This is a genomic window from Pedobacter yonginensis (assembly GCF_003173595.1).
Lineage (GTDB): Bacteria > Bacteroidota > Bacteroidia > Sphingobacteriales > Sphingobacteriaceae > Pedobacter > Pedobacter yonginense.
Map to the genome: position 1 here is coordinate 706869 of NZ_QGNZ01000002.1, position 22678 is coordinate 729546.

Here is a 22678-nt window from a genome sequence, read left to right on the forward strand (position 1 = left end):
TTTTTTCGAGGGCTTTTTTGTTTTATAGGTTTGCTTTTTGGCTTGAAAAGATATTTTTGTTCGTCCGAATTGAGGTGATATTTACCTAATTTGAAATTATGTTGAAATTAGAAATTAGAAAACAGGCATTAAAAGATCGATTAGCATTTAGCGAATCGGAGTACGAATCGTTAAACCAAGGTTTATTAAACCAATTTGTAAAATGGGATTTTAAGGATGTAAAAACAATCCACCTATTTTTACCTATTGTAGAAAAGAAAGAACCCAACACTTTTTTATTAATCAAGTGGCTGGCAGAAAAGCACCCTAAAATAAAGATTATTGTACCCAAAGCCGATTTTGAAACGGCTTTGATGACGCATCATGAATACTTGGGCGTGGATGATTTACAGAAAAACTTGTTCAACATTTTGGAACCGCAAAAGGGCGCTTTGCACAACGGCGAGGTAGATTTGGTTTTGATACCGCTTTTGGCTTTTGATAAACAAGGCTATCGGGTGGGTTATGGGAAAGGCTTTTATGATCGTTTTTTACAAAATACGAATGCTCAAAAAATAGGCTTATCTTTGTCGCCTGCAATCGAAAAGATAGATGACGTGAACGAACACGACATCAGATTAAACGTTTGCATTACCCCAACAGAAACCATTAAATTTTAAGCTGAATGATCATGGCACAAGAAATCGTAATTAAAACGGAAAAACAATACGAAGACAACATGATTGCGGTGTTCGAATTGCAGGAAAAGGAAGAGCTTACTGCCGATGATTTAAAGCAAATAGAATTGATGTTAAAGGCGGGTGAAAAATACGAAGCCGAACATTTGTAATTCGGCTATTCAAGGCTTCAATTACTCTAACAATCCCTAAATTTTTAAAAAATAGCTTCATTTAGCCTCTTGCCCAATGTGCTGTTTATCAGTCAATTTCCAATAAAACGGGGCAATGATCTGAATGGATGGCATCTGGCAAAATGCGTACATTCCTCAATCGGCTTTCCATAGGGCGGGTTGTTAAATGGTAATCAATACGCCAACCCAAATTTTTACCTCTAGACCCAGCTCTATAACTCCACCAAGTGTAATGGTGCGGATCTTTATTAAAATGCCTGAAAGCATCTATAAATCCATTATCTAAAAAGAGTTGCATCCACTCTCTTTCCTGTGGTAGAAACCCAGACGAATTTGCATTCGATTTCGGGTTGTGAATATCAATAGATGTATGGCAAATGTTATAATCGCCGCTTACAATAAGGTTTGGTTTCTCTTTGCGCAGGTGGTTGATGTAAACATCGAAAAAAGCCATAAACTCGTACTTTTTAACTTGTCGCTCATCGCCGCTGGAACCTGAGGGCATGTATAAACTCATTAAGGAGAAATCATCAAAATCTGCTCGCAAAATTCTACCCTCTCGATCAATCCATTCTTCACCACAGCCATATTCTACATGGTTGGGCTTTACTCTGGTCAAAATCGCCACCCCGCTATAACCCTTTTTCTCCGCAGGGAACCAAAAATGATGATAGCCTAATTGCTCAATTAGGGCAATAATTTCAGGAATTTGCGATGGCATGGCCTTAACTTCTTGTAAGCAAACCATATCTGCATCGGTTGCCTGTAGCCAGCCGAAAAAATTTTTCGTGCTTGCGGCCCTGATGCCATTAACGTTGTAAGAAATAATTTTCATAGTTTATTGCAAACGATACAATACAATTGCAGTTCTCACCTAAAGAGTACTTTATCCTTGTTCCCCTTTCGCCAGTAGTTTCTCCAACTTTTTGGCTTCTCTTTTTTTCAAAATGGTCACTTCCATTTTTACATCCTGTTTGGGTCGGTTATTTTTGTCGGTGGGCAAAACAGCAATCCGATCTACTACATCTAAACCCTGAACAATTTCGCCATAAACGGTGTAATTGCGATCTAAATGTGGCGTACCGCCCAAAGTTTTATACACTTCCCTTTGCCATTCTGGGATTTTAAATTTTAACCTTTTCTCCTCGAGGCTGTTTAATTGCTCGTCTGTAAACACCTTGCCCTGCACCAAATAAAACTGGCAACTGCTTGATGCTTTTTCTGGATTGTTATCTCTTGCCGCAGCCAAGACGCCTTTTTTATGGAATAAACTATCTCTAAATTCTGCCGGAATGGTATATTTCAATCCACCTGACCCTAAAAGAGAATCTGGTTTAGCATTTTTTGAATCCGGATCGCCACCTTGTATCATAAAATCTTTTATTACCCGATGAAATAGCGTTCCGTTGTAGAAACCCTGCTTGGCTAATTTTAAAAAATTATCGCGGTGTAAAGGTGTTTCGTTATACAGTTTAACAATGCAGGTTCCAAACTCGGTTTTAATGCTAACGTACTGATTCTTCGGTTTTGCCGCGAAGGCGGAGAACATAGAAATTGTGCAAATGATAAAGAGTAATTTTTTCATTATGTGGTGTTTAAAGCGAAAGTAAGTTAAAAAATGAAATTGAATAAATAATTGCCGCTGTTATTCGTTTTTTTTTGCTTTACCTTTGTACACATGAAGTTAAAACAAAAAATAGCACTTTCTTTAGCCGTATTCTACGCGGTTAGTGTTATGGGTTTTGCTTTAAGCTTACATTTTTGCGGGGGTAAACTGGCAAATGTACAGGTGTTTAGCAATGAGGTATCTTGTAAGCTTTGCAAAGATATTCCTGCTGAAAAAAAGAAAGACGATGGTTGTTGTAAAAATACGCAGGTAAACGTCAAAGTTAAAGATAGCCACCAAACTGAGGCACAAACACAAATGCCAAAATTGTTTTCTATTCAACTTTTCTTGCACCCGCCTGTTTTACAATTTCTATCCAACATCACTCCTGCCTTTTTAAGCAAAATTTCCAATAAAGCCCCGCCAATATCCGCCCGGCTTTCTCTGCATGTTTTCAACTGCATTTTTAGGAATTAGAATTAAATAATCTTGGTTTTGCTGAATCTCATTCAGCATCAATGCTGTCATCACGCCTCTAAAAATATTTAGAGAAACTGTGGCAATCGGTTTATTTAATTCAAAAAACAATGAAAACAATAAAATTATTCAGCATTATTATGCTATTCATTGCCGTTAACGTTTCGGCACAAAAAATCACTTCAGCAGATTTACAAGTAACTGGATTAACCTGCTCTATGTGTTCAAACGCTACACAGAAATCATTAGAAACGTTAGATTTCATAAGTTCTGTAAAACCTGATTTAAATAAAAATATCTTCGTTTTAACCTTTAAAAAAGATGCGGATATCAATTTGGACTTGATACGCAAGAAAGTACAAGATGCAGGTTTTTCTCTTGGTGGGTTAATGGCAAATTTCAGTTTTAATCAGGTTAAAATTGATGATAAAGGCCAAGCCATTGTTGATGGAAGTGTTTATCGGTTCGTTAATGCTAAAAACAAAACTCTAAACGGTACAGTAAAGGCAAGCGTGGTCGATAAAAATTTCATCTCGGGTACCGCTTTTAAAAAACAGGCTGCAAGCGCAACTTCTGATGCCTATACCAGCGGAACAGGCTTAATAAACGGCAAGAAAACCCGTATTTATCATTTAAGCATTTCTTAGTGATGAAGAAGCTCTTCTTTTTGGCGCTGATTATTTTTGGCGCCAAATTAAATGCCTTTAGCCAAGAACTTTATGTTTTTACAGAGCCGGCAAGTAACATGCCTACAAAATCAATTGGTGTTAGAATCACCAACGAAGGCATGTTTAATTATCCAGGTTATGTGAGTAGAACCATACCCGAAGTTATGTTTGGCTTTAATAAAAACTTAATGGCACATGCCAAGGCTTTCCTGTCGGATATGGATGGGAAATACCGCCTAGAAGGAGGAAGTTTGTATGCCAAGTATCGGTTTTTATCCATTGATGATACGCATAGCCATTTTAGAGCCTCGGCATTTGGCAGACTAAGTACAAGCATAAGACCCACCTACACACGAGATATAAACTTAGAGGGCGACAATAGTGGCTTACAAGGCGGTGTAATCTTTACACAACTTTTGCATAAACTCGCCCTGTCAGCAACGCTTGGTTATACTCACGCTTTTGATAACCAGCGCAGGCAAGTGGCGGGCATGCCTCGTCCGAACAATATGCTGTCTTACAGTTTATCTTCAGGATATTTGGTTTTACCCATTGCCTATACAAATTATAATCAGCCGAACTTTAATGTGTATTTAGAGTTACTCGGCAAAACAGATCCAAGCAGTGGACAGTCTTATTTAGATGTAGCACCAGCCATACAAGTGATTTTGAACAGTAAAACCCGAATCGATTTGGGATACCGTTTTCAAGCAACAGGGAATCTAGAAGGTAGATACACCAAAAATATGTACCTGCTTAGGGCAGAATTCAATTTTTTTAACATTTTAAAATAACAGCAATGAAAAAGATTTTTTTATTTATAGCAATCATTACCGTAGCATCTACAAAATTCAGTTTAGCGCAAAGCAAAACGGATAAGGCATTAAATCAAGTATTATCCGCTTATTTCGATTTAAAAAATGCCCTGGCTACCGATAAACAAGATTTGGCCGCAGAAAAAGCAAAGACTTTAATGGTTACTGTGGATGCCGTACCGCACAAGGAGTTTCCGTCAGACCAACACAAACTTTGGATGGAACAAGCTGCATTGATTAAAGCTAAAGCGACAGAATTGGCTACTGCAAAAGACATTAAAGTGCAGAGAAAAGCCTTTGAGGGAATTTCTTATCCAATGATTAAAACGTTAAGGAGCATCAAGTTTAATACAAGCACGGTTTATGTTCAACACTGCCCAATGGCAAAGGCAAGCTGGTTAAATGAAAAAGAAAGCATCGAAAACCCATACTACGGTAGCATGATGTTTGAATGTGGAGATGTTGCTGAAACGATAAAAGCTAAGTAATTAGTTGGCATAACGAAAAATAGCTAACATATTGCCCTTAGAAAGCCTCATGAGATAGCAAGCCATACAGTGTATCGTCTTTGTTACAATAAAATTTTCTATAATTTTTTATTTTTGTTCTAACAGTACCCGTTTTGCATACCATAAGAACTGCAAGCGGGTCATTTTTTTTATTGAAATGGCTAATAAACCGGCATTAACTGTTGAAGAGCAAATTGATCTTTTAAAACAGCGAAACATGCAATTTCGCGATGAAGTAACAGCCCCACATTATCTTAAAAATATAAGTTACTATCGTTTGAAAGGATATTGGTGGGATCTTCAGGTTGATGATGGCCATAACCTAAGGGATGGTACTTTCTTTGAAGACATTCTCAATCGGTATAATTTTGACAGACACCTAAAACTTATTCTGTTTGATGCTATTGAAAGAATCGAAATTGCCTTGAGAACCAAAATGATATACCACATGTCGTGTTCGCGTGGTGGATTGTGGTACACCAATTTTGATTTATTCAATGACATTGAAATTCAAAAAAATCTTTTATCACTACTTCGTGCTGAATTTGACAGGAGTCAGGAAATATTCATAAAGGACCACAAAAGACGTCTGAATAATGAGCAACCAGATTCATGGAAAATTTTGGAAGTAGCATCTATGGGCACACTTTCTAAAATCTATAAAAATATTCGTCATCAGCTACCTGAAAAGGCCATAATAGCATCAGAAATGGGTCTTAATTTGCATAAGGAGCTTTCTAGTTGGCTTGAAGCTATTACCTATTGTAGAAATATTATAGCACATCATTCAAGATTGTGGAGCCGAAGCATGGTTAAAAAGCCAACGGAAAAAATTATTAATCCTAGTTCGGATTGGTTGAACGTTGAATTATTGCCAGCACAGACAAAAAAACCTTTCTTGATTATTTCCACAATGCTTTACTTATGCAACCATGTTACACCAGGTCATCAGATTAAAAATAAGATACTGGAACTATTCGATAATAATCCCGAAATCCCAATCTACAAATTAGGCTTTTTTAATGAATGGGATTACCAACCAATATGGCGCCGGGACAGCTAGATTCCAATCATTCTGATGGGTTTATAAAAAATTTTAGGCATTTGCAATACATCCAAAAGATTATCCCTTTCTCAAAGAAAAATTCTTTTGCCTTCATTTCGCATTCGTGCTCGAAGTTATTTACAACCAGGATACTAGAAGAAATGAAATAATTCCGTTTCTTACCATACGTTAATGTTCAAATACCAAAAGCACCTTATTTTTGTTATTTGAAATTCATAATTATCCATCAAAGAAAACCCCACAAGTATTTTCTAATCCATGTCAACGCTAACCCAATTCAGAAACTTTACCCAAGGTTTGGCTCAAACTGAGCTGATGCCTACACTTTTTATCGGTCATGGTTCGCCAATGAATGGAATTGAAAATAATGAGTTCAGCCAAAGTTGGATAGACTTGGCCAAGCACATTCCCATTCCAAAAGCTGTATTGGTAGTTTCTGCCCATTGGTACACGCACGGAACTTTTGTTACCGCAATGGATTTTCCAAGCACCATACACGATTTTGGTGGATTTCCGCAAGCACTTTTTGATGTTCAGTATCCAGCGCCTGGCGATGCTAAGCTGGCAAACGAAATACCCAGCCTTGTGCATTCCACAAACATTGAATTAGATCACGATTGGGGATTAGATCACGGCACCTGGACAGTGGTAAAACACATGTATCCTGATGCCAATATTCCTGTTTTACAATTAAGCATTGATTATACAAAATCGCCAGCACAGCATTATGAGATTGCAAAAGAACTATATGCACTGCGTAAAAAAGGCGTACTTATTTTAGGAAGTGGAAATATGGTGCATAACCTGCGTATGATAAGTTGGGAAATGATTAACGGCGGTGGTTATGATTGGGCAAATGAAATGAACAATACCTTCAAAAATTTAATTGCAAATGGCGATCATAAGCCTTTGATCAACTATCGCAATTTGGGTAACGATGCCATGTTGGCAATTCCAACACCAGAACATTATTTACCTTTAATTTATACCTTGGGCCTAACCAACGATAAAGAAGAAATTTCGTTTTTCAATGATAAGGCTGTTGGTGGTTCATTAACAATGACTTCTGTTTTGGTGGGTTAATTCAGTTTCAAAAGTTCTATCGCATTTTATGATTATTCTGTAACGCTATTCGAGCTTGGATGTGGTAAATTTGTAGAAAGATTGAATCATGACACATACCTATCAGCTTACCGGAATGACTTGCGGTGGTTGCGAAAATAAAGTAAAGAGCAATTTACTGGCTCTGCCCAATGTAACCGCTGTTGAGGTTTCTAAGGAGACAAATTCTGCTACAATTAACATGGATCAGCACATTGGTTTAAACCAATTGCAACAAGCCTTAGGCGGTGCAGAGAGCAAATACCAAATTTCTGCAATGAGCCATATTGAAGTAGTTGAGCAAACAAGATCTTGGCTAGAAACGTATAAACCAATCTTGCTGATTTTTGGTTACGTAACCGCCATTTCTTTAATTTCTTCATGGCAAAACGATGCAGTAAATCTGATGGTTTTTATGCGGGTTTTTATGGCTGGCTTTTTCTTAACCTTCTCCTTCTTTAAGCTTTTAAATTTGAAAGGTTTTGCAGAAAGTTATGCCATGTACGATATTGTGGCCAAGAAATTTGGTGGCTGGGGCTACATTTATGCTTTTATTGAACTTGGATTAGGATTGAGTTTTGCCCTTAATTTATCGCCGCAAATTGTAAACTGGGTTACCCTAATCGTTATGTTGGTTAGCATTATCGGCGTTTTGGAAAGTGTATTGAATAAGAAAAAAATTCAATGTGCCTGCCTTGGCGCAGTGTTTAACTTACCTATGAGCACCGTTACGATTGTGGAAGATTCGATTATGATTGCAATGAGCGCCGCGATGTTAATTTTCATGTAAACCAACACATCAAGGAAGCATCATTTTATTGAATTGGTAATGTGCGCCAAATGATGTTTTCCGTGCCAAGCATAGGTGCCCAACATATTGGCCAGCGTAAGCGCTCTTCCTAGTGCAGGGTGGATATATTCTCGTTGGTAATCTGCTGAATTTAGTGTTTTAAGGAATGCGACCCATCGTTGATGAATGCTTACGAGCAATTCCAACGACATTTTTATTTCTCCGTTTTTGGCCTCTTCTGTTTCTGCCCACCGTTCTTCGTAGTACGGTCTAATAACGGGGATGTCCTCAGTTATTGCCTGCTTAAAACGAATGTAGGCATTCATGTGGCTATCGGGTAGATGATGAATTACTTGTCTCAGTGTCCATCCGCCAGGTCGATAGGGTTGATTCAATTGGTGATCAGTTAAATTTTCGGTTGCTGCAATAATTTGGCTTGGTAGGGTTTCTATTTCTGCAATCCAAAGGTTTGCCTGCGTTTCGTGAAAAACTTCAGGCATGATAAATTGTCCTATCGGATATTTGAGTTGTTCTAAATCCATAAAGCAAAATAGTAAATTTTAAAGTTATAAGCTTTGGCTTGTTTGAAACAGCCTAAAAATTTGGTATAATAACCTATCCCATCGTTAAAATTAAGTTAAAATACACTCATTTTATTAAATATTCATTGATTTAAAGCATATTGCATCAAAATTTAAATTCCACAAATGAAAAGGTTGTTTTTTGTTTTCGCATTATTAGTTCCGCTAATTATTCATGCTCAAACCATTAAAACAGATGTGTTGGTGATTGGAAATGGCGATGCCGCGTTGGCTGCCGGAATGCAGTCCTATAAATCGGGAGTTAAAACGGTAATTTTGAGTCAAAGTTCGGGCTTTATAAGTCAGAAATCATTGGCTCAAAAATCAGCAGAAATTCAAAAACTATATCAAATTTTGAGCACTTGGGAGGTTAAAAAATCTGCTCAAATGGCCACTCCACCAGATGACAAAAAGAATAAAAACCTCAAAAAAACCATAGATAGCTCCACCTTTTTAAATGTAATTCATAATGTATTGTACACGGAAATTAGTCGTGCAGGGAACGGATGGGATTTAAAACTGGCAAACGGACAAAGTTTAAAAGCGAAGATTCTTGTTTTGGTTGATAACCCTGCGAAAGTGTTAGGCACATTAAAAATTAAAGACCTTGCCTTGGCTAAAACGGAAGTTTTAAGCTACAGCAATAACCTGTACAGAACAACAATTGCAGCCGTATCTGCCTCAGAGCCACGACAACTCTCCCTGTATAACTTACTGATTACCAATCAAGAAAACTTATTGCATATCCCGCCAGGAAACATCGAAATTGGACAAGCTACTGGCGCTACCGCAGCATATGCAGCATTTTTTGAAACCAAAACAAGCCTATCGAACTTAAAACGAATTCAAGGAGAACTTTTAAGCTATAAACTTGCCCTAATGCCTTTTGATGATGTAAAAGCAACAGACTCGAATTGGCTGGCCATCCAAAAAATCGGTGTTACAGGGATTTTGAAGGCCGAACTCAAAAATGGCAAAGCTTATTTTAACCCAGAAGCATTGGTAACTTACGATGAGATTAAACAGCCCGTAAAAGACTACTACTACAAAGCGCAAATTTGGTTTGACGACCATAAAAATGTACCCATAAATTTAGAAAACACCGTTTCCTTAGTTGCCTACACCGGTAATAAATCTGTAGAGGCCACAAAAACAGAATTGCAAAAAAAGTGGAACAAAAATTATAAGTTCGCATCCAAATATGATTTGAAAAAAAATCTCTCCCGTAGAGAATTTTCAGTCATCATAAACGAATATTTAAAGCCCTTTGACGATGTAAATGTCGATAAAACTGGGCGGGTAATTCGATAACTTAACAATGCGCTTCTTTTATTGGCGGTAATTTCAATCCCCGATTTGTTGAATAAGATATAATCCCTTAAACAAGGGTTGTAACATTTCCATTTCCTAGTGAATTTCGGCAACCTAATATTTAAATTGCGGTACCCAAACTAAAATTCATGAAGAAATATTTACTTTTCCTTTCGATTTTTGCCGTCGAATATTCTTTTGCCCAACAAATTGCTCCACTAACGGTAGAAAAAATTATGCGAGACCCAAAATGGATGGGAATTGCACCTACAAATTACCGTTGGACAGCAGATAGCAAAACGGTTTATTTTAATTGGAATCCAGAGAACAAGCCAAAGGAAGAATTATTTAAAGTTTCAACTTCATCCAATAAGCCAGTAAAAGCTGTAGAAAAGGAAGATGAAAAATTATTAGGTGCGAACTACATTTACAACAACGACAATTCTTTAGGCCTAATTGAAAAAATTGGCGATATCTACCTGCAAAATTTCAAAACCAATAAAGAAATGCGCTTAACCAATACCATGGAAAGAGAAAGCAACCCTGTTTTCTTAACCAATGGAAATGTGGTGTACCAACTGGGCGACAACCTTTATGAAGTCAATTTAAAATCAGCCGAAACCAAACAGTTAACCAATTTTGTAAAGGGAAAGAAACCCAATAGAATAGAAGCAAAACCAGCTACAGATCAAGATAAGTGGTTAAGGGCCGAACAAACCGAATTATTTGACATCATCAAGAAAAGAAATTCTGAGGGGCGTGGTACAAGAGGCGCTGGTGGACCAAGAGGTCGCTTTGGTGGCGCAACAGCCGATACCAAATCGCTCAGAGAAATATATGCAAATGATAAATTTTTAAATGCCGTAACCATCAGTCCTAATGGGCGTTACATTACCTACAAACTCACAAACCCAGCTTTAAACAACCACAACACCATAGTACCCAATTACGTAACCGCTTCTGGTTACACTGAGGATATTTCAGGTCGGACAAAAGTTGGCGAAAACGAAAATATTTCAGAAGGTTATATTTATGACACCCAGCGAGATTCGGTTTATTCGATCCAGCTCTCTACCATTCCCGGGATTAAGGATGTGCCAGAATTTTACAAAGAATACCCAAAACAACTTGAAGCATTAAAAAAGAAAAACGAAGATAGACCTGTAAATTTCTTCGGCCCTTTATGGAATGGAAATGGAACAACGGCGATAGTAGTAGCCACTTCAATCGATAATAAAGATCGATGGATTTTAAAACTCGATGCTTCTACAGGGAGCCTGTCTTTGTTTGATCGTCAACATGATGAGGCTTGGATTGGAGGACCTGGCATTAGTGGCTTCTTTCAGGGCACTACAGGTTGGATAGATAACAATCGCTTTTACTACCAAAGTGAAGCCACTGGATACTCGCATGTTTATGTTGCTAATATCGTAACAGGGGAGAAAAAACAACTTACCTCAGGGAAGTGGGAAGTACAAACTTTAAAGCTTTCTAAAGATAAAAGCACATTCTATTTTACGGCCAACAAAGAGCATCCCGGAATTACGAATTTCTTTAAAATTGGCGTAAATGGTGGCGAACCCGTTCAAATAAGCACAATGAAAGGCTTAAATGACATTAGCCTTTCTCCTGATGAAAAATGGCTTGCCATTAATTATTCGTTTATGGATAAGCCAGCAGAGCTCTACCTACAAGCCAATAAACCCGGTGCGAAAGCGGTAAAAATTACACAATCTACTTCGGCTGAATTTAATTCATACAAGTGGCGCCAGCCTGATATGGTTACCTTCAAAAACCGTTATGGAACAGATGTTTATGCACGGGTTTATAAATCCGATCAGCCGCACCCAAATCATCCGGCAGTGGTATTTGTACACGGAGCGGGCTATTTGCAGAATGTACATTTCGGTTGGAGCACGTATTTCAGGGAGTTTATGTTTAATAACTTACTCGCCGATAACGGTTACACGGTTATAGATATTGATTACACTGGAAGTTCTGGCTATGGCAGGGATTTTAGAACAGGCATTTATCGCCACATGGGCGGAAAAGATTTAACCGATCAGGTAGATGGCGTTAAGTTTTTAGTTGAAAAATACGGTGTTAATCCAAAGCATGTGGGTTTATATGGTGGTTCTTATGGTGGCTTTATCACTTTGATGGCTATGTTTAACGAAGCAGAAGTGTTTTCGAGCGGTGCGGCATTGCGCTCTGTAACCGATTGGGCACATTATAACCACGGTTATACATCAAATATTTTAAACGAGCCTTTTAATGACCCGATTGCCTATAAACAAAGCTCGCCAATTTACTTTGCAGATAAGCTTAAAGGAAACTTATTAATGGCCCATGGTATGGTTGATGTAAATGTTCATTTTCAAGATATTATTCGACTAACACAGCGCTTTATTGAGCTGGGCAAAAACAATTGGGAGTTGGCTGTATATCCTGTTGAAGATCATGGCTTTGTAGAGCCCAGCAGTTGGACAGATGAATACAAGAGGATTTTTAAATTGTATGAAAACACCTTGAAAAAATAAGATTTAGGTGATCATTTGATGATTCGATAATGTGATGATTAAATCGCAAAGGTTAAAAATGATATAAAGCCATAGATATTTGCTTTTCAGTAATTCCACCCACCATGGTACGTTACCCGACGTACCCTCTATGATGGATTGATTTACTCTTTGTTCATTCAATTAGATACTATGCAACCGCCATGGTAGGTGCCCTCACGTACCATTAATGATGGATATTATTTGCTATTTGTTCATTTAAATTAAATACTATTCCGAACGTATATTGATGAAATCTCAATCCTTTTAACCTTCCATCAAAAAAATAGCAAGAATTTATACATAAGTTTATAGTTATAGATTTTAACTATATCATCATCAATAAATACAATTAACTATTAATAAATCTGGGTTGATTAAGAAGTGATTTCACCGTACCTTTGCGGCATAAAATTAATTAATAAAAATTATGGCAATAGTAGGTAAAAAATTCCCGAGTGTTAGTATAGATGCAATGTCAGATATGGGTGATGATTTGAAAATCAACGTATTTGAAGAAGCTGTAAATAAAAACAGCAAAGTTTTATTATTCTGGTATCCAAAAGATTTTACATTCGTTTGTCCTACAGAATTACATGCTTTTCAAGCTGCTTTACCTGAGTTCGAACAAAGAAATACAATAGTAATTGGCGCATCATGCGATACCAACGAAGTTCACTTTGCTTGGTTAAATACTCCAAAAGATAACGGCGGAATTGAAGGTGTAACGTATCCAATTTTAGCAGATACACACAGACAATTATCTGGCCTTTTAGATATTTTAGATCAAGAAGTTCATTACGATGAAGAAGGAAATGAATCTTTCTCTGGCTCAAATGTTTCTTTCAGAGCTACTTACCTAATTGACGAGACTGGCAAAGTTTTCCACGAGAGTGTTAACGATATGCCATTAGGTAGAAATGTTAAAGAATATTTACGTTTGATTGATGCTTATACCCACGTTCAAAAACATGGCGAAGTTTGTCCTGCAAACTGGGAAGAAGGAAAAGAAGCGATGAACGCAAACAGAACTGGCGTTGCTGAATATTTAGCCGCTAACTAATTAAACAAAACATTATGTTTTTAGAATTAACAGAAGATAATCTTCAACAGTATTTGGCCGATAACTCTAAAGTTATGGTTCAGTATGCTGCATCTTGGTGTGGTAACTGCAGAATCATGAAACCAAAGTTTAAAAAACTGGCTTCAGAAAATGAAGATGTAGCTTTCTTGATTGTTGATGCAGAGAAACTTCCAAATTCGCGCAAATTTGCAAACGTTGATAATTTACCAACATTTGCGGCTTTTGAAGGTGGTAATTTGGTAGATCAGGTGCAAACGAACAAAGCAGAAGGTTTAATTGAGCTATTTAACAAGATAAAGTAATGAAGATTCCAGTTATAAGACAATTGTTTCAAAATACCACCCCTGCTCAGTTAGAAACTACATTAGAAGTTTTAGAAGCCTTTTGCGAATTTAGAGGCGTTAGTGAGCATGAAGTGGACGTTGCAGGCGAAATGATTACCAATATTTGCGGTGCGCTAGAGGTACATCAAATGGTAAGTGAAGGCGCAGTTGAAAAAGATGCTTTAAATGCTTTTGGCCAAAAAGTAATGGGTTCAATTGATCGATAATTTCTTTCAGGTACCTTTAAAATAAGAAACCCTTTGCGAAAATCGCAAAGGGTTTTTTTTGTTAGGCAGGTTGATTGACAACTGGCTTAAATTAGTATCGCATCGCCTACATGGAAAGTGGTTTACTGAGCTCTGGATAACAAAAGCATCTTTTAAAAAAAGCTAAACCCTTGATATACATTCAGGGTGCTCATTTAAAACAATTAAGCCAAATTTCTTCCGGCATTTACAATGCCGAAAACCGTTCTAACCGCTAACTTTTCTAAAGCGTGCTGATCGGTTTCATTCTGGTTGTGCTGAAGTTTTTCTAAGGCAAAATGTTGGATGAGCACCAAAGGCAAAATAATTCTTTCACGGGTGGCAATAGATTTTTTGTCGACAGGATAGTTTGCCATTAAAACAGGCTGCCCAGATAGCTTTAACAACATCTGCTTGGTTAACTCAAACTCATCATGCAACTGCTTCCAAAAAGCACCAAACTCTTTATCATTGGCTAAATGGGCTGTAATTACAAAGTCTGATTTGCTCATACTCATCATACAATTATCTACGATTGTTTTTAAGTAATCAGAATCCTCGTAAACCTTAACCACTTTAGCCCAGTTGCCTGCTTGTTCTTGGGTTTTTAAAGCCGTTCCCATTCCATAAAAGCCTGGTACATTTTGTTTTAACATGCTCCAAGCCGTTACAAAACTAATGGCCCTTAAATCTTCTAACTTCATTTCGCCGCCACCATTTCGTTTTACCGGACGACTGCTGATGTTGGCTTGTGACAATAGTTTAAGTGGAGATAATTTTTCCAAATAGCTCACAAAAAGTGGGTGCTCACGCAAATCAACAAAAGCTTTGTAGCTTTCTTCCGCCATTTCATCAAGCAAAGCTTTATTATCTGCATCTAAAAGAATATTATGTTTTTCTTTTAACCCAGAAGTTAAACCAGCATTAATTAGCTGCTCTATGTTAAATTCGGCACTTTCTACCGATCCGTATTGCGAACTGATGGTTTGCCCTTGCACGGTTAACTGCATGTTTTTATTGGCAATTTCTTTACCCATAGATGCATAAAAACGATGCGTTTTACCTCCGCCACGTGCTGGTGGTCCGCCGCGCCCGTCAAAAAAGGCCAATTGGATATTGTGTTTTGCAGATACTGCTGATAGCGATGTTTTGCCATTAAAAATAGACCAGTTTGCCATTAAATAACCGCCATCCTTTGTACTGTCTGAATAGCCAAGCATAATATCTTGCTTATTGCCTCGGCTGGCTAAATGCGCCTTGTAAAACGGATTGCTGTAAAGCGTATCCATAATCGCCGCAGCGCCTTTTAAATCGTTTACCGTTTCAAAGAGGGGCACAAAATCAATGGTTAGCGAATCTTTACTCCAGCCGTTCCAAAGGAAGAGCTCAATTAGCTGCAAAATATCGCTGGCTTGCTGGCAATTGCTGATAATAAAACGGTGACAGGCTTTTTCGCCATTTCGTTTTTGAATACCCTTAATTTCCTGAATTACATCAATGGTATCTTTTATCAAAGCGTCTGCTTCAGTGGCATACACAATGGTGGCCTCTTTAAACGAAATCAATTTCAGTTTCTCTGCTTCAGAGAGTTGATCATAATTTGCTGGATATAAAGATGATATGGGTTTGTTTTGTCTGCAATAATCATGTACACTTCTTAAAACTCTACTGTCTTGGCGAATATCTAATGAAGCAAAATAATTACCGTATAAATCAATCTTACGGATCAAATCATTAACCAAATCAACAAATAAGCCATCATGTTCGATTAATAAGGTTTCTTTAATTTTATTTAGGTTTGCTCGGAGTTCATCCGAAATATCATGCAGTTCGCAAGTTTGGTCAAAGGCATTTTTATACAGCACATCATGTAGATGGGCAATGTTCTCTTCCACCCCTCTAAAGGTTATACGGCGTTTAATTACTCTAAAATCGCGATAATAACAACGGAATAAAATCTGGCGAAGCATTTTAGATACTTCCAAAGTGGTATCTGCATGTATATTTGGGTTACCATCTCGGTCACCTCCTGGCCAGAAACCCAATTCCAAGATTTTTTTGGTCTCCAGGTTATATTCATCCAGATTTTGATCAATTTCTTCTTGGATATTTGCCGCCGCAAAGTAAAAGGTGTTTTCTAAAAACCAAGCTAAGTTTAGGGCTTCATCAACAGGTGTAGGCGACTTTTTATTAAAGAATGGTGTTTTACCCAATTGCTGTAAAAGAGAATTCATCGAGGTGATGTCATTGTCTCTAATGGCTTTAGTTAAATCGGTAATAATCGCCAGCACACTGCCTGGGTAAAATTGGGTTGGGTGTGCCGTTAAAACCAAGCGCAAAGAAAGTTCGTCAATTAGCCTTTCAATTTTTGCCAACATAGGTTTGTTATCGGCATTCTTTTTTAAGATAAAAGCGAGCGTACTTTGCTCATCTGTAGTGTTTAACTTGGTAAATGATGCATCTTCCACGGCATCAAAAAGCACAACTTGACGCTCTATATATTGGATGAAACGAAACAGTAAATCTATAATATCCTTGCGATCTTTATAGCTGGTGTACTTGGCAAAAAACTCTTCTATGATTTGAGCTGGTTTTTGCCCATTTGCAATTCCCTCTTCACAACTTTTAAAGAATAGTGGCAATAGCGTGCCTGTATCCTTAATTTTATAGAATGGAAGGGTTAGAAATAAGCTATTAAAGAGTTCGAATTTTGAGATGACCTCATTATTAAAAATAGATTCGCGCTGAGTTGTTAAACGTAGTTTAGGCATGGGCTTAAGCAATAGTTTTATATAGGGTAATACTACAAAAAATGCGTAAACTATTAAAATTCTAAGCCTTACAATTTGGAAAATTGACGAATATAATTTAATTTTAAAATCTTATTTGGGTGTTTGATACTTGGATAAGAACATTTGCAATGTTTAAGGGCATTGCATTGATTGTTAATTTTTTGGGTTAAAACAGCCGATGTAATAAAATACACCGGCTGTTTTTATTTAAGCCCTTTAAGTCGAGCTCAAAACAGGAAAATTTAGTGCGCATCTGTTACGATATTTGCATTTTTCTTAAATTTCTGGAGATACAATAATGGGATTGAAAACAACATAATTAATCCTGCAACCCAATATGCATCATTGTAAGTAAGCAACATGGTTTGTTTAATTACAGAACCTTCGATCGCTTTCATGGCCATCAATCGGGCATCAATAAAAGAGGATCCTTTAGCCATAAAATTGTGTATCAATCCGTTTAACTTACCGGTGAAAGCCGGATTGTACTCATTAATATTGCTTAAAAGATTGCTTCGGTGGAAACCTGCCCTAACGTGTATGAGTGTGGTTAAGGCCGCGATGCCAAAAGATCCGCCCAATTGTCTGCTCATGTTATTCAAACCAGATCCTTGTCCGATTTCTGGTCCAGATAAATCTTGCATAGCCAAGGTGGTTAACGGCACAAACAGTAGCGCCATACCAAATCCCCTAATTACCAAAGGCCAAAAGAAATCTCCTGTACCAGAGGCAAGGGTAGATTTGCTCAGCATCCAACAGAAAACGAAGAATAGGAACATCCCTCCTGTGGCCATAAATTGCGCAGGAACACCCTTTTTAAGCATAATACCAATAAAAGGCATCATCGAAATGGTACAGATACCTCCGGCGATAAAAAGTTTTCCTGTTTGCAATGGGGTAAAGCCCAAAAGGTTTTGTGCGAAAACGGGAAAAACAAATACCGAACCATATAAACCAAATCCTAAAATAAAAGAGGTAAACATCCCGATAGAGAAGCTTCTCTTCTTCATAATTTTTAGATTAACGATGGGATGATCGGTACTGGTTTCTCGCCAAATAAATAAAAGTAATCCAAAAACTGATGCAACTGCCAATGCCGTAATGTATGGTGTTGAGAACCAATCTTCACTCTCGCCTTTCTCTAGTAGAGTTTGTAAACTGCCCACCGCAATGGCCAATAATCCAATTCCCCACCAATCAACCGGCTTACCCTGCCCATCCTTGGGCGTCTCTCGAATAAAAGTGATGGTACAGTAAGCGGCGAGGATTCCGACGGGGATGTTTACGTAAAAGATCCAAGGCCAATCGGCTATTTCTAAAATATAACCACCGATGGTTGGACCAACAGTGGGGCCAACAACGGCACCTAAACCAAATAATGCCGTAGCAATACCCACATCCTCACGAGGCCAAGTTTCAATTAAAATGGCTTGAGCTGTTGATATTAATCCACCACCAGCAAGCCCTTGAATAATCCTAAATAAAATCAGCTCATTTAATGATGTAGCGTTTCCGCATAAAAATGAAACCAGAGTAAAGACGATGATGGAGGTTAAGAAATAATTTTTACGCCCGAAACGACTGCCCAACCAACCCGACATGGGCAGGATGATTACATTCGCTACGGCATAACCTGTGGATAACCAGGCAACATCCTCTAAGGTTGCGCCAAGGTTTCCCTGTATTTGTGGAATGGCTACGTTTACGATTGTAGTATCAATCAACTCCAACAAAGAAGCTGTGATAACCGTAAACGTAATAATCCATTTTTTAAAACCTACTTCGGCCATTTTAAATATTAGTTAGTAGAAACGGATGCTTTAACGCTCATACCTGGACGTAGTTTAGCTGCCATTTCTTTTGATGGATGAATTTTAATTTTAACTGGGATACGTTGTACAACTTTAACGAAGTTACCAGTTGCATTATCTGGAGGCAATAAAGATCCTTTAGCACCTGTGATTGGGGAGAAATTATACACTTCACCTTGAATTTTCTCTTCAGGATAAGCATCAACTTCAATCTCAACTTTTGATCCCGATTTAATTTTCTCCAATTGGGTTTCTTTAAAGTTTGCAGTTACGTATATGCTTCCGTCGTTAACGATAGAGAATAAGGACTGCCCTGCTTGAACCAATTGGCCTTTTTGAACATTTTTCTTTGAAACAATACCGGTTGCTGGTGCCTTAATATCGGTGTAAGACAATTGTAGTTTAGCGAAATCGATATCGCTTTGGCGTTGGCTGATTGCGTTACTGCTTACCGCCAATTGTGATTGCGTTGTACCAACTTGTTTAACCGCGGCAGTATATTGATCTTGTGCTGCCTGGAATGCAGCTTGAGCCGATTCTAAAGTTGCTTTAGCTTGATCAAAAGCTTGTTGTGTGATCGACCCGTCTTTAACCAAATTTGCATAACGAGCATAATCTTTATTAGCCAAGTTTAATTTAACTCTTGCCGCTGCTACATTTGCTTTTGCTGTGCTTGTATTGGCTTGTGTAGCGATGATTTGAGATTGTGCAACACCAACACCAGCACTGGCGCCTTTTTGGCCTGATTGTGCTTGTTCTAACTTTACTTTATAATCGTTATCATCCAGCTTTACCAAAACCTGTCCTTCGGTAACGCGGGTGTTTTCTTCAAAACTAATATCCTTTACATAACCGCCAACACGAGCAACAACAGGACTGATATCGCCATCAATCTGAGCGTCATCTGTATCTACGTGTTTGCTATAATAATTCCATTCGATAACTCCGAAGATTATCCCTATTACTAGTAAAACACCTAAAATGATGGGTACTACTATGTTCTTTTTTTTCTTTTCAGTTGTCATTGCTGTATTTATTGCGTTATTTTTCCTGTTGATTTAAGTAATGTATAGTAAGCCAAACCAGCATCGGCCTTGGCAATTTCTAAGTTAATTTTTGCTTGGTATAAAAGGGTTTCTGCATCAATTCGGTCGGTAACAGAAGCCACGTTGTTTTTGTATTTTGATGCCAATAATTTATCATTTTCAGTAGCTTGGGCAATTGAGGTTTCTAAAACCTGAATCTTGTTTACGGCAACTTGATAGTTTTGATAGTTTTTATTGATATCCGTTTTAACCTGGTCAGATAGAATATCTTTCCGAATGGTGATTTCGCTCTGCTGAATTTTTGCTTCGCTAACTTTATTTCTGTTTGACCAAAGACTGGCAATATTCCATGAAACCGTAGCGCCTACTGTAACGGGCATCAAATATTGGTTGGTTGGTGGAATAAAGTTTCCGCTTGGGTTAATGTAGTATAAGTTTGCTCCAACACCCACAGTAGGTAAAGTATTGGCTTTAATGGTTTTAATGTTATAATCGGCAACTTTGTTTTGCACATCAAGTTGTTTTAATTCCTGTCGATTTGCCATCGCCAAGCCAATATAATCGTTTAGGGCTCCTGGGGTTTTTAAGCCGCCGCTTGGATCTGTAATTTTAACCTCAGTATCTTCTGGTAAACCCAATAAAATATCTAGGTTGTAGTTGATGATTTTTCGATTGTTCTCAATATCCATCTGCGTCAGCGTAACATTTGCCTGTTGCAATTGGAAACGGAGTACATCATTTTTGGTTACAATACCTTGCTCAAAAAAGCGCTGTGCCTGTTTAATCTGTGCGGCAATCGATTCTAAATTCTGATCAACAACTTTTCTACTTTGTGCCACTTTGTATAAAGCGTAATAGGTATTAATTACCGCGTAAGTAATTTCTTCCTTGCTTCTATCTGCATCTAAACGGGCAACATCTGCCAATAATTTAGTCGATTCTTTTGCGTATTTTAATTTACCACCCCCATAAACAAGTTCTTGTACAGCAGCTGTTCCTACAAAAGCATCGGCTCGTTTAGGCAGTTGTAAGGATGAGCCTCCTCCGGGTAGCGTAAAAGTAGTGGTTGGTATTTCAGCATGGTTGTACAAAAAACTGGCATTTGCGGTTGGCAAAACGTTGTCTTTTACAATTTCGAGCTGGGCAACGGCCTGGTCTATCTTGTTTTGGGATAATTTTAAGTTTTTACTATTGGCTATGCCAAGTTCAATTGCTTGGTTTATGTTTAATTCCTTTATACTTTGTGCAAATAAAGTTGCTGGAATTAATGATGCCGCAAGCATTAATCTAATTGATTTGGGGATCATTTTTTTGTTGTTAAATAAACGGTTGTTAGATCTTTTAAGTGAGCGATTGCTCTTTCCTTAATTATTTTTTTGTCTTTAGGATTGTTTAAATCGAAGTTTGAGCAAGGCATCACTTTATTTGGTGCAATTACGATATTGGTAATGGTGCCCATAATGGTGGCAATTACCATTCTCACATCAACTTGGTTAAAACTACCATCATCAATCCCATCTGTAATTATGCGATCGATCAGCAACATATTGTGGCTCATGGCATCCTTAATTTTATCGTACATTTCGGGCCTTTGCGTTAAAGAAAGTTCACGATGCATCATTTTATGGAAGGCCGGGTTGGAGAGAATTCGGTTTACATAACCTTCAATTACTCGGTGGAGTTTTTCTAATGAGGAGATTTTATCTTCGTTAATGATTTTTAGTTGAGAGGCGAATCCTGCGATCCGCTCATTCATAATCTCTACAAAAACCCCTTCTTTAGATCCGAAATAGTAGTTTATCATTGCCATATTCGCTCCAGATTCTTTTGCAATCTGCCGAGTAGAGGTACCTTCATACCCTGTCTCACAAAACAGCTTTTCAGCTGCTTCGATTATGGCTTGTCTTTTATCTATCTTTTCTGTTTTCATTTCTTTTTAGTGGCACAAAATTAATCAATCGTTTGATTAAATTCCAAATGTTTGTACACATCTTTTACATTTTCTTGATAAATGGGTTATTTCTGACAGATATTGGTCTTTTTCGAAAGCAATAATATCAGATTGGAATGATACTGCTTATGCGTGCTTATAAATGGAATCTAATAACAGATACGATTAAATGATTAAAAACAGTTGGAATTAACAAATTATTAGAATAATGAGGCTGGATCACAAATTAAAATTTAAAATAAATATTAACTTTGCCTCAAATATTTGAAAACATGGGCTTACAACAAAATAGCAACAATAACTTTAACTGGCTTTATTACGCATTGGGTTTATTATTTGGGATTATTACAGCTGTCGTAATTACTCAAAGCTATCTTTATGCAATTCTAGGTGGAATCTTTGGTTTATTAACCGCAGGTTTATTCCTAAACGCCTTGGTAAAAGGTAGAAAATACTAATCTACAATTAGATTTTCTGATTGAGGGGGTTAACCTCTTCCTATTTGATAATTAATTTTCCCTAAATGAAGAATATATTTATTCTTGTTTTTGCGCTTTTGTGCCTGGGCGTAAAAGCGCAGGAAGCCGTTTCTGACGTTAAATTCCCTAGTGCAGACCCTAGCCCTGCAGACATTGTTTACTATCCGCTTAATGCACCAAAAGCAAAGACCGAAGATGCAGTAAAGCCAATTATCAAAATTATTTATTCTCGTCCGCAGAAAAAGGGACGGGAAATTTTTGGAGTTTTAGAACAGTATGGCAAAGTTTGGCGTTTTGGAGCAAATGAAAGTACCGAAGTTAGATTCTTTCAGAAGGTAATTATAGGCGGAAAGAAAATTAAGGCCGGCACCTATAGTTTGTTTGCAATTCCGGAAAAAGACAAGTGGACCATAATTTTAAATAGCCAAACCGACAAATGGGGCGCATTTACATACGATCAATCTAAGGATCTGGCTCGAGTAGAAGTTCCCGTTAAAACATTGGCTAAGGCTGTAGAATATTTCTCGCTTACCTTTACCCCAAAAGAAAATGGCGCAAACTTAATTATTGGATGGGATAAAACCCAGGTCGAATTGCCTATCTCTTTTTAATTAA

At 37.6% G+C, this 22678-nt stretch carries 24 protein-coding genes; 16 read left to right on the top strand and 8 right to left on the bottom strand.

Translation table 11 applies throughout. The annotated features are described in order from the left end of the window. Positions 1–98 precede the first annotated feature (98 nt). Positions 99–659 carry a 5-formyltetrahydrofolate cyclo-ligase gene (locus DHW03_RS09895; protein WP_109925576.1) on the top strand — a complete coding sequence of 187 codons (561 nt, stop codon included), beginning with the start codon at positions 99–101 and terminating at the stop codon, positions 657–659. An 11-nt stretch (positions 660–670) separates the two neighbouring features. After that, complete coding sequence (locus tag DHW03_RS19330; protein ID WP_156131537.1) at positions 671–829, top strand: hypothetical protein; 159 nt, start codon at positions 671–673, stop codon at positions 827–829. A gap of 88 nt (positions 830–917) precedes the next feature. On the opposite strand, the gene DHW03_RS09900 is transcribed toward DHW03_RS19330, so the two are convergent. Both DHW03_RS09900 and DHW03_RS09905 read right to left on the bottom strand, forming a co-directional pair. Then, positions 918–1685, bottom strand: a complete 768-nt coding sequence (locus DHW03_RS09900; protein WP_109925577.1) for an exodeoxyribonuclease III — start codon at positions 1683–1685, stop codon at positions 918–920. Between the two features lie 51 nt (positions 1686–1736). Further along, on the bottom strand, positions 1737–2435 hold the full coding sequence (locus DHW03_RS09905) for a peptidylprolyl isomerase (protein ID WP_205940990.1): 699 nt from the start codon (positions 2433–2435) through the stop codon (positions 1737–1739). Positions 2436–2528: 93 nt separating this feature from the next. On the opposite strand from DHW03_RS09905, the gene DHW03_RS09910 reads away from it, so the two are divergent. From DHW03_RS09910 to DHW03_RS09940, 7 genes are all read left to right on the top strand, one after another. Then, positions 2529–2933, top strand: a complete 405-nt coding sequence (locus tag DHW03_RS09910) for an HYC_CC_PP family protein (protein ID WP_109925579.1) — start codon at positions 2529–2531, stop codon at positions 2931–2933. Positions 2934–3043: 110 nt separating this feature from the next. Then, a complete protein-coding gene (locus tag DHW03_RS09915) occupies positions 3044–3580 on the top strand; it encodes a heavy-metal-associated domain-containing protein (protein ID WP_109925580.1) in 537 nt (178 codons plus the stop codon). Beyond that, complete coding sequence (locus DHW03_RS09920; RefSeq protein ID WP_165825403.1) at positions 3580–4395, top strand: hypothetical protein; 816 nt, start codon at positions 3580–3582, stop codon at positions 4393–4395. Before DHW03_RS09915 ends, DHW03_RS09920 begins: the two co-directional genes overlap by 1 nt. A gap of 5 nt (positions 4396–4400) precedes the next feature. Further along, the gene (locus DHW03_RS09925) at positions 4401–4904 is read left to right on the top strand and encodes a DUF3347 domain-containing protein (protein ID WP_109925582.1); all 504 of its coding nucleotides are present in this window, start codon (positions 4401–4403) and stop codon (positions 4902–4904) included. Positions 4905–5082: 178 nt separating this feature from the next. Beyond that, entirely contained in the window at positions 5083–5988 is a 906-nt protein-coding gene (locus DHW03_RS09930) for an Abi family protein (RefSeq protein ID WP_109925583.1), read from the top strand. 261 nt (positions 5989–6249) lie between these two features. Then, positions 6250–7074, top strand: coding sequence for a 4,5-DOPA-extradiol-dioxygenase (ygiD, locus tag DHW03_RS09935; protein WP_109925584.1), 825 nt, complete (start codon positions 6250–6252; stop codon positions 7072–7074). An 88-nt stretch (positions 7075–7162) separates the two neighbouring features. Next, entirely contained in the window at positions 7163–7882 is a 720-nt protein-coding gene (locus DHW03_RS09940; protein ID WP_109925585.1) for a heavy-metal-associated domain-containing protein, read from the top strand. Positions 7883–7902: 20 nt separating this feature from the next. Here DHW03_RS09940 and DHW03_RS09945 read toward each other — a convergent pair whose 3' ends face one another. Continuing rightward, positions 7903–8424, bottom strand: coding sequence for a YfiT family bacillithiol transferase (locus tag DHW03_RS09945; protein ID WP_109925586.1), 522 nt, complete (start codon positions 8422–8424; stop codon positions 7903–7905). Between the two features lie 165 nt (positions 8425–8589). Here DHW03_RS09945 and DHW03_RS09950 point away from each other — a divergent pair, with 165 nt between their 5' ends. The 5 genes from DHW03_RS09950 to DHW03_RS09970 all read left to right on the top strand — a co-directional run bounded on the left by DHW03_RS09950 (position 8590) and on the right by DHW03_RS09970 (position 13966). Then, positions 8590–9774 carry a hypothetical protein gene (locus tag DHW03_RS09950; RefSeq protein WP_109925587.1) on the top strand — a complete coding sequence of 395 codons (1185 nt, stop codon included), beginning with the start codon at positions 8590–8592 and terminating at the stop codon, positions 9772–9774. 149 nt (positions 9775–9923) lie between these two features. Continuing rightward, positions 9924–12314, top strand: a complete 2391-nt coding sequence (locus tag DHW03_RS09955) for a S9 family peptidase (protein ID WP_165825404.1) — start codon at positions 9924–9926, stop codon at positions 12312–12314. Between the two features lie 448 nt (positions 12315–12762). After that, positions 12763–13395, top strand: coding sequence for a peroxiredoxin (locus tag DHW03_RS09960; RefSeq protein ID WP_109925588.1), 633 nt, complete (start codon positions 12763–12765; stop codon positions 13393–13395). Between the two features lie 14 nt (positions 13396–13409). Beyond that, positions 13410–13718 (top strand): thioredoxin family protein, encoded by a 309-nt coding sequence (locus DHW03_RS09965; protein ID WP_109925589.1) that lies wholly within the window; start codon positions 13410–13412, stop codon positions 13716–13718. Beyond that, positions 13718–13966: a DUF6952 family protein gene (locus DHW03_RS09970; RefSeq protein ID WP_109925590.1), complete on the top strand. Its 249-nt coding sequence runs from the start codon at positions 13718–13720 to the stop codon at positions 13964–13966. Before DHW03_RS09965 ends, DHW03_RS09970 begins: the two co-directional genes overlap by 1 nt. Positions 13967–14169: 203 nt before the next feature. On the opposite strand, the gene DHW03_RS09975 is transcribed toward DHW03_RS09970, so the two are convergent. The 5 genes from DHW03_RS09975 to DHW03_RS09995 all read right to left on the bottom strand — a co-directional run bounded on the left by DHW03_RS09975 (position 14170) and on the right by DHW03_RS09995 (position 21563). Beyond that, positions 14170–16755: a phosphoenolpyruvate carboxylase gene (locus DHW03_RS09975; protein WP_109925591.1), complete on the bottom strand. Its 2586-nt coding sequence runs from the start codon at positions 16753–16755 to the stop codon at positions 14170–14172. Positions 16756–17018: 263 nt separating this feature from the next. Further along, a complete protein-coding gene (locus DHW03_RS09980) occupies positions 17019–18566 on the bottom strand; it encodes a DHA2 family efflux MFS transporter permease subunit (protein ID WP_109925592.1) in 1548 nt (515 codons plus the stop codon). An 8-nt stretch (positions 18567–18574) separates the two neighbouring features. Next, the gene (locus DHW03_RS09985) at positions 18575–19612 is read right to left on the bottom strand and encodes an HlyD family secretion protein (protein WP_109925593.1); all 1038 of its coding nucleotides are present in this window, start codon (positions 19610–19612) and stop codon (positions 18575–18577) included. Between the two features lie 8 nt (positions 19613–19620). Next, on the bottom strand, positions 19621–20940 hold the full coding sequence (locus DHW03_RS09990; RefSeq protein ID WP_109925594.1) for a TolC family protein: 1320 nt from the start codon (positions 20938–20940) through the stop codon (positions 19621–19623). Further along, entirely contained in the window at positions 20937–21563 is a 627-nt protein-coding gene (locus DHW03_RS09995; RefSeq protein WP_109925595.1) for a TetR/AcrR family transcriptional regulator, read from the bottom strand. The genes DHW03_RS09990 and DHW03_RS09995 overlap by 4 nt, the downstream gene beginning before the upstream one ends. A gap of 272 nt (positions 21564–21835) precedes the next feature. Here DHW03_RS09995 and DHW03_RS10000 point away from each other — a divergent pair, with 272 nt between their 5' ends. Continuing rightward, complete coding sequence (locus DHW03_RS10000; RefSeq protein ID WP_240618510.1) at positions 21836–22042, top strand: hypothetical protein; 207 nt, start codon at positions 21836–21838, stop codon at positions 22040–22042. 65 nt (positions 22043–22107) lie between these two features. Next, positions 22108–22674 (top strand): DUF2911 domain-containing protein, encoded by a 567-nt coding sequence (locus DHW03_RS10005; protein ID WP_109925597.1) that lies wholly within the window; start codon positions 22108–22110, stop codon positions 22672–22674. Positions 22675–22678 lie beyond the last annotated feature (4 nt).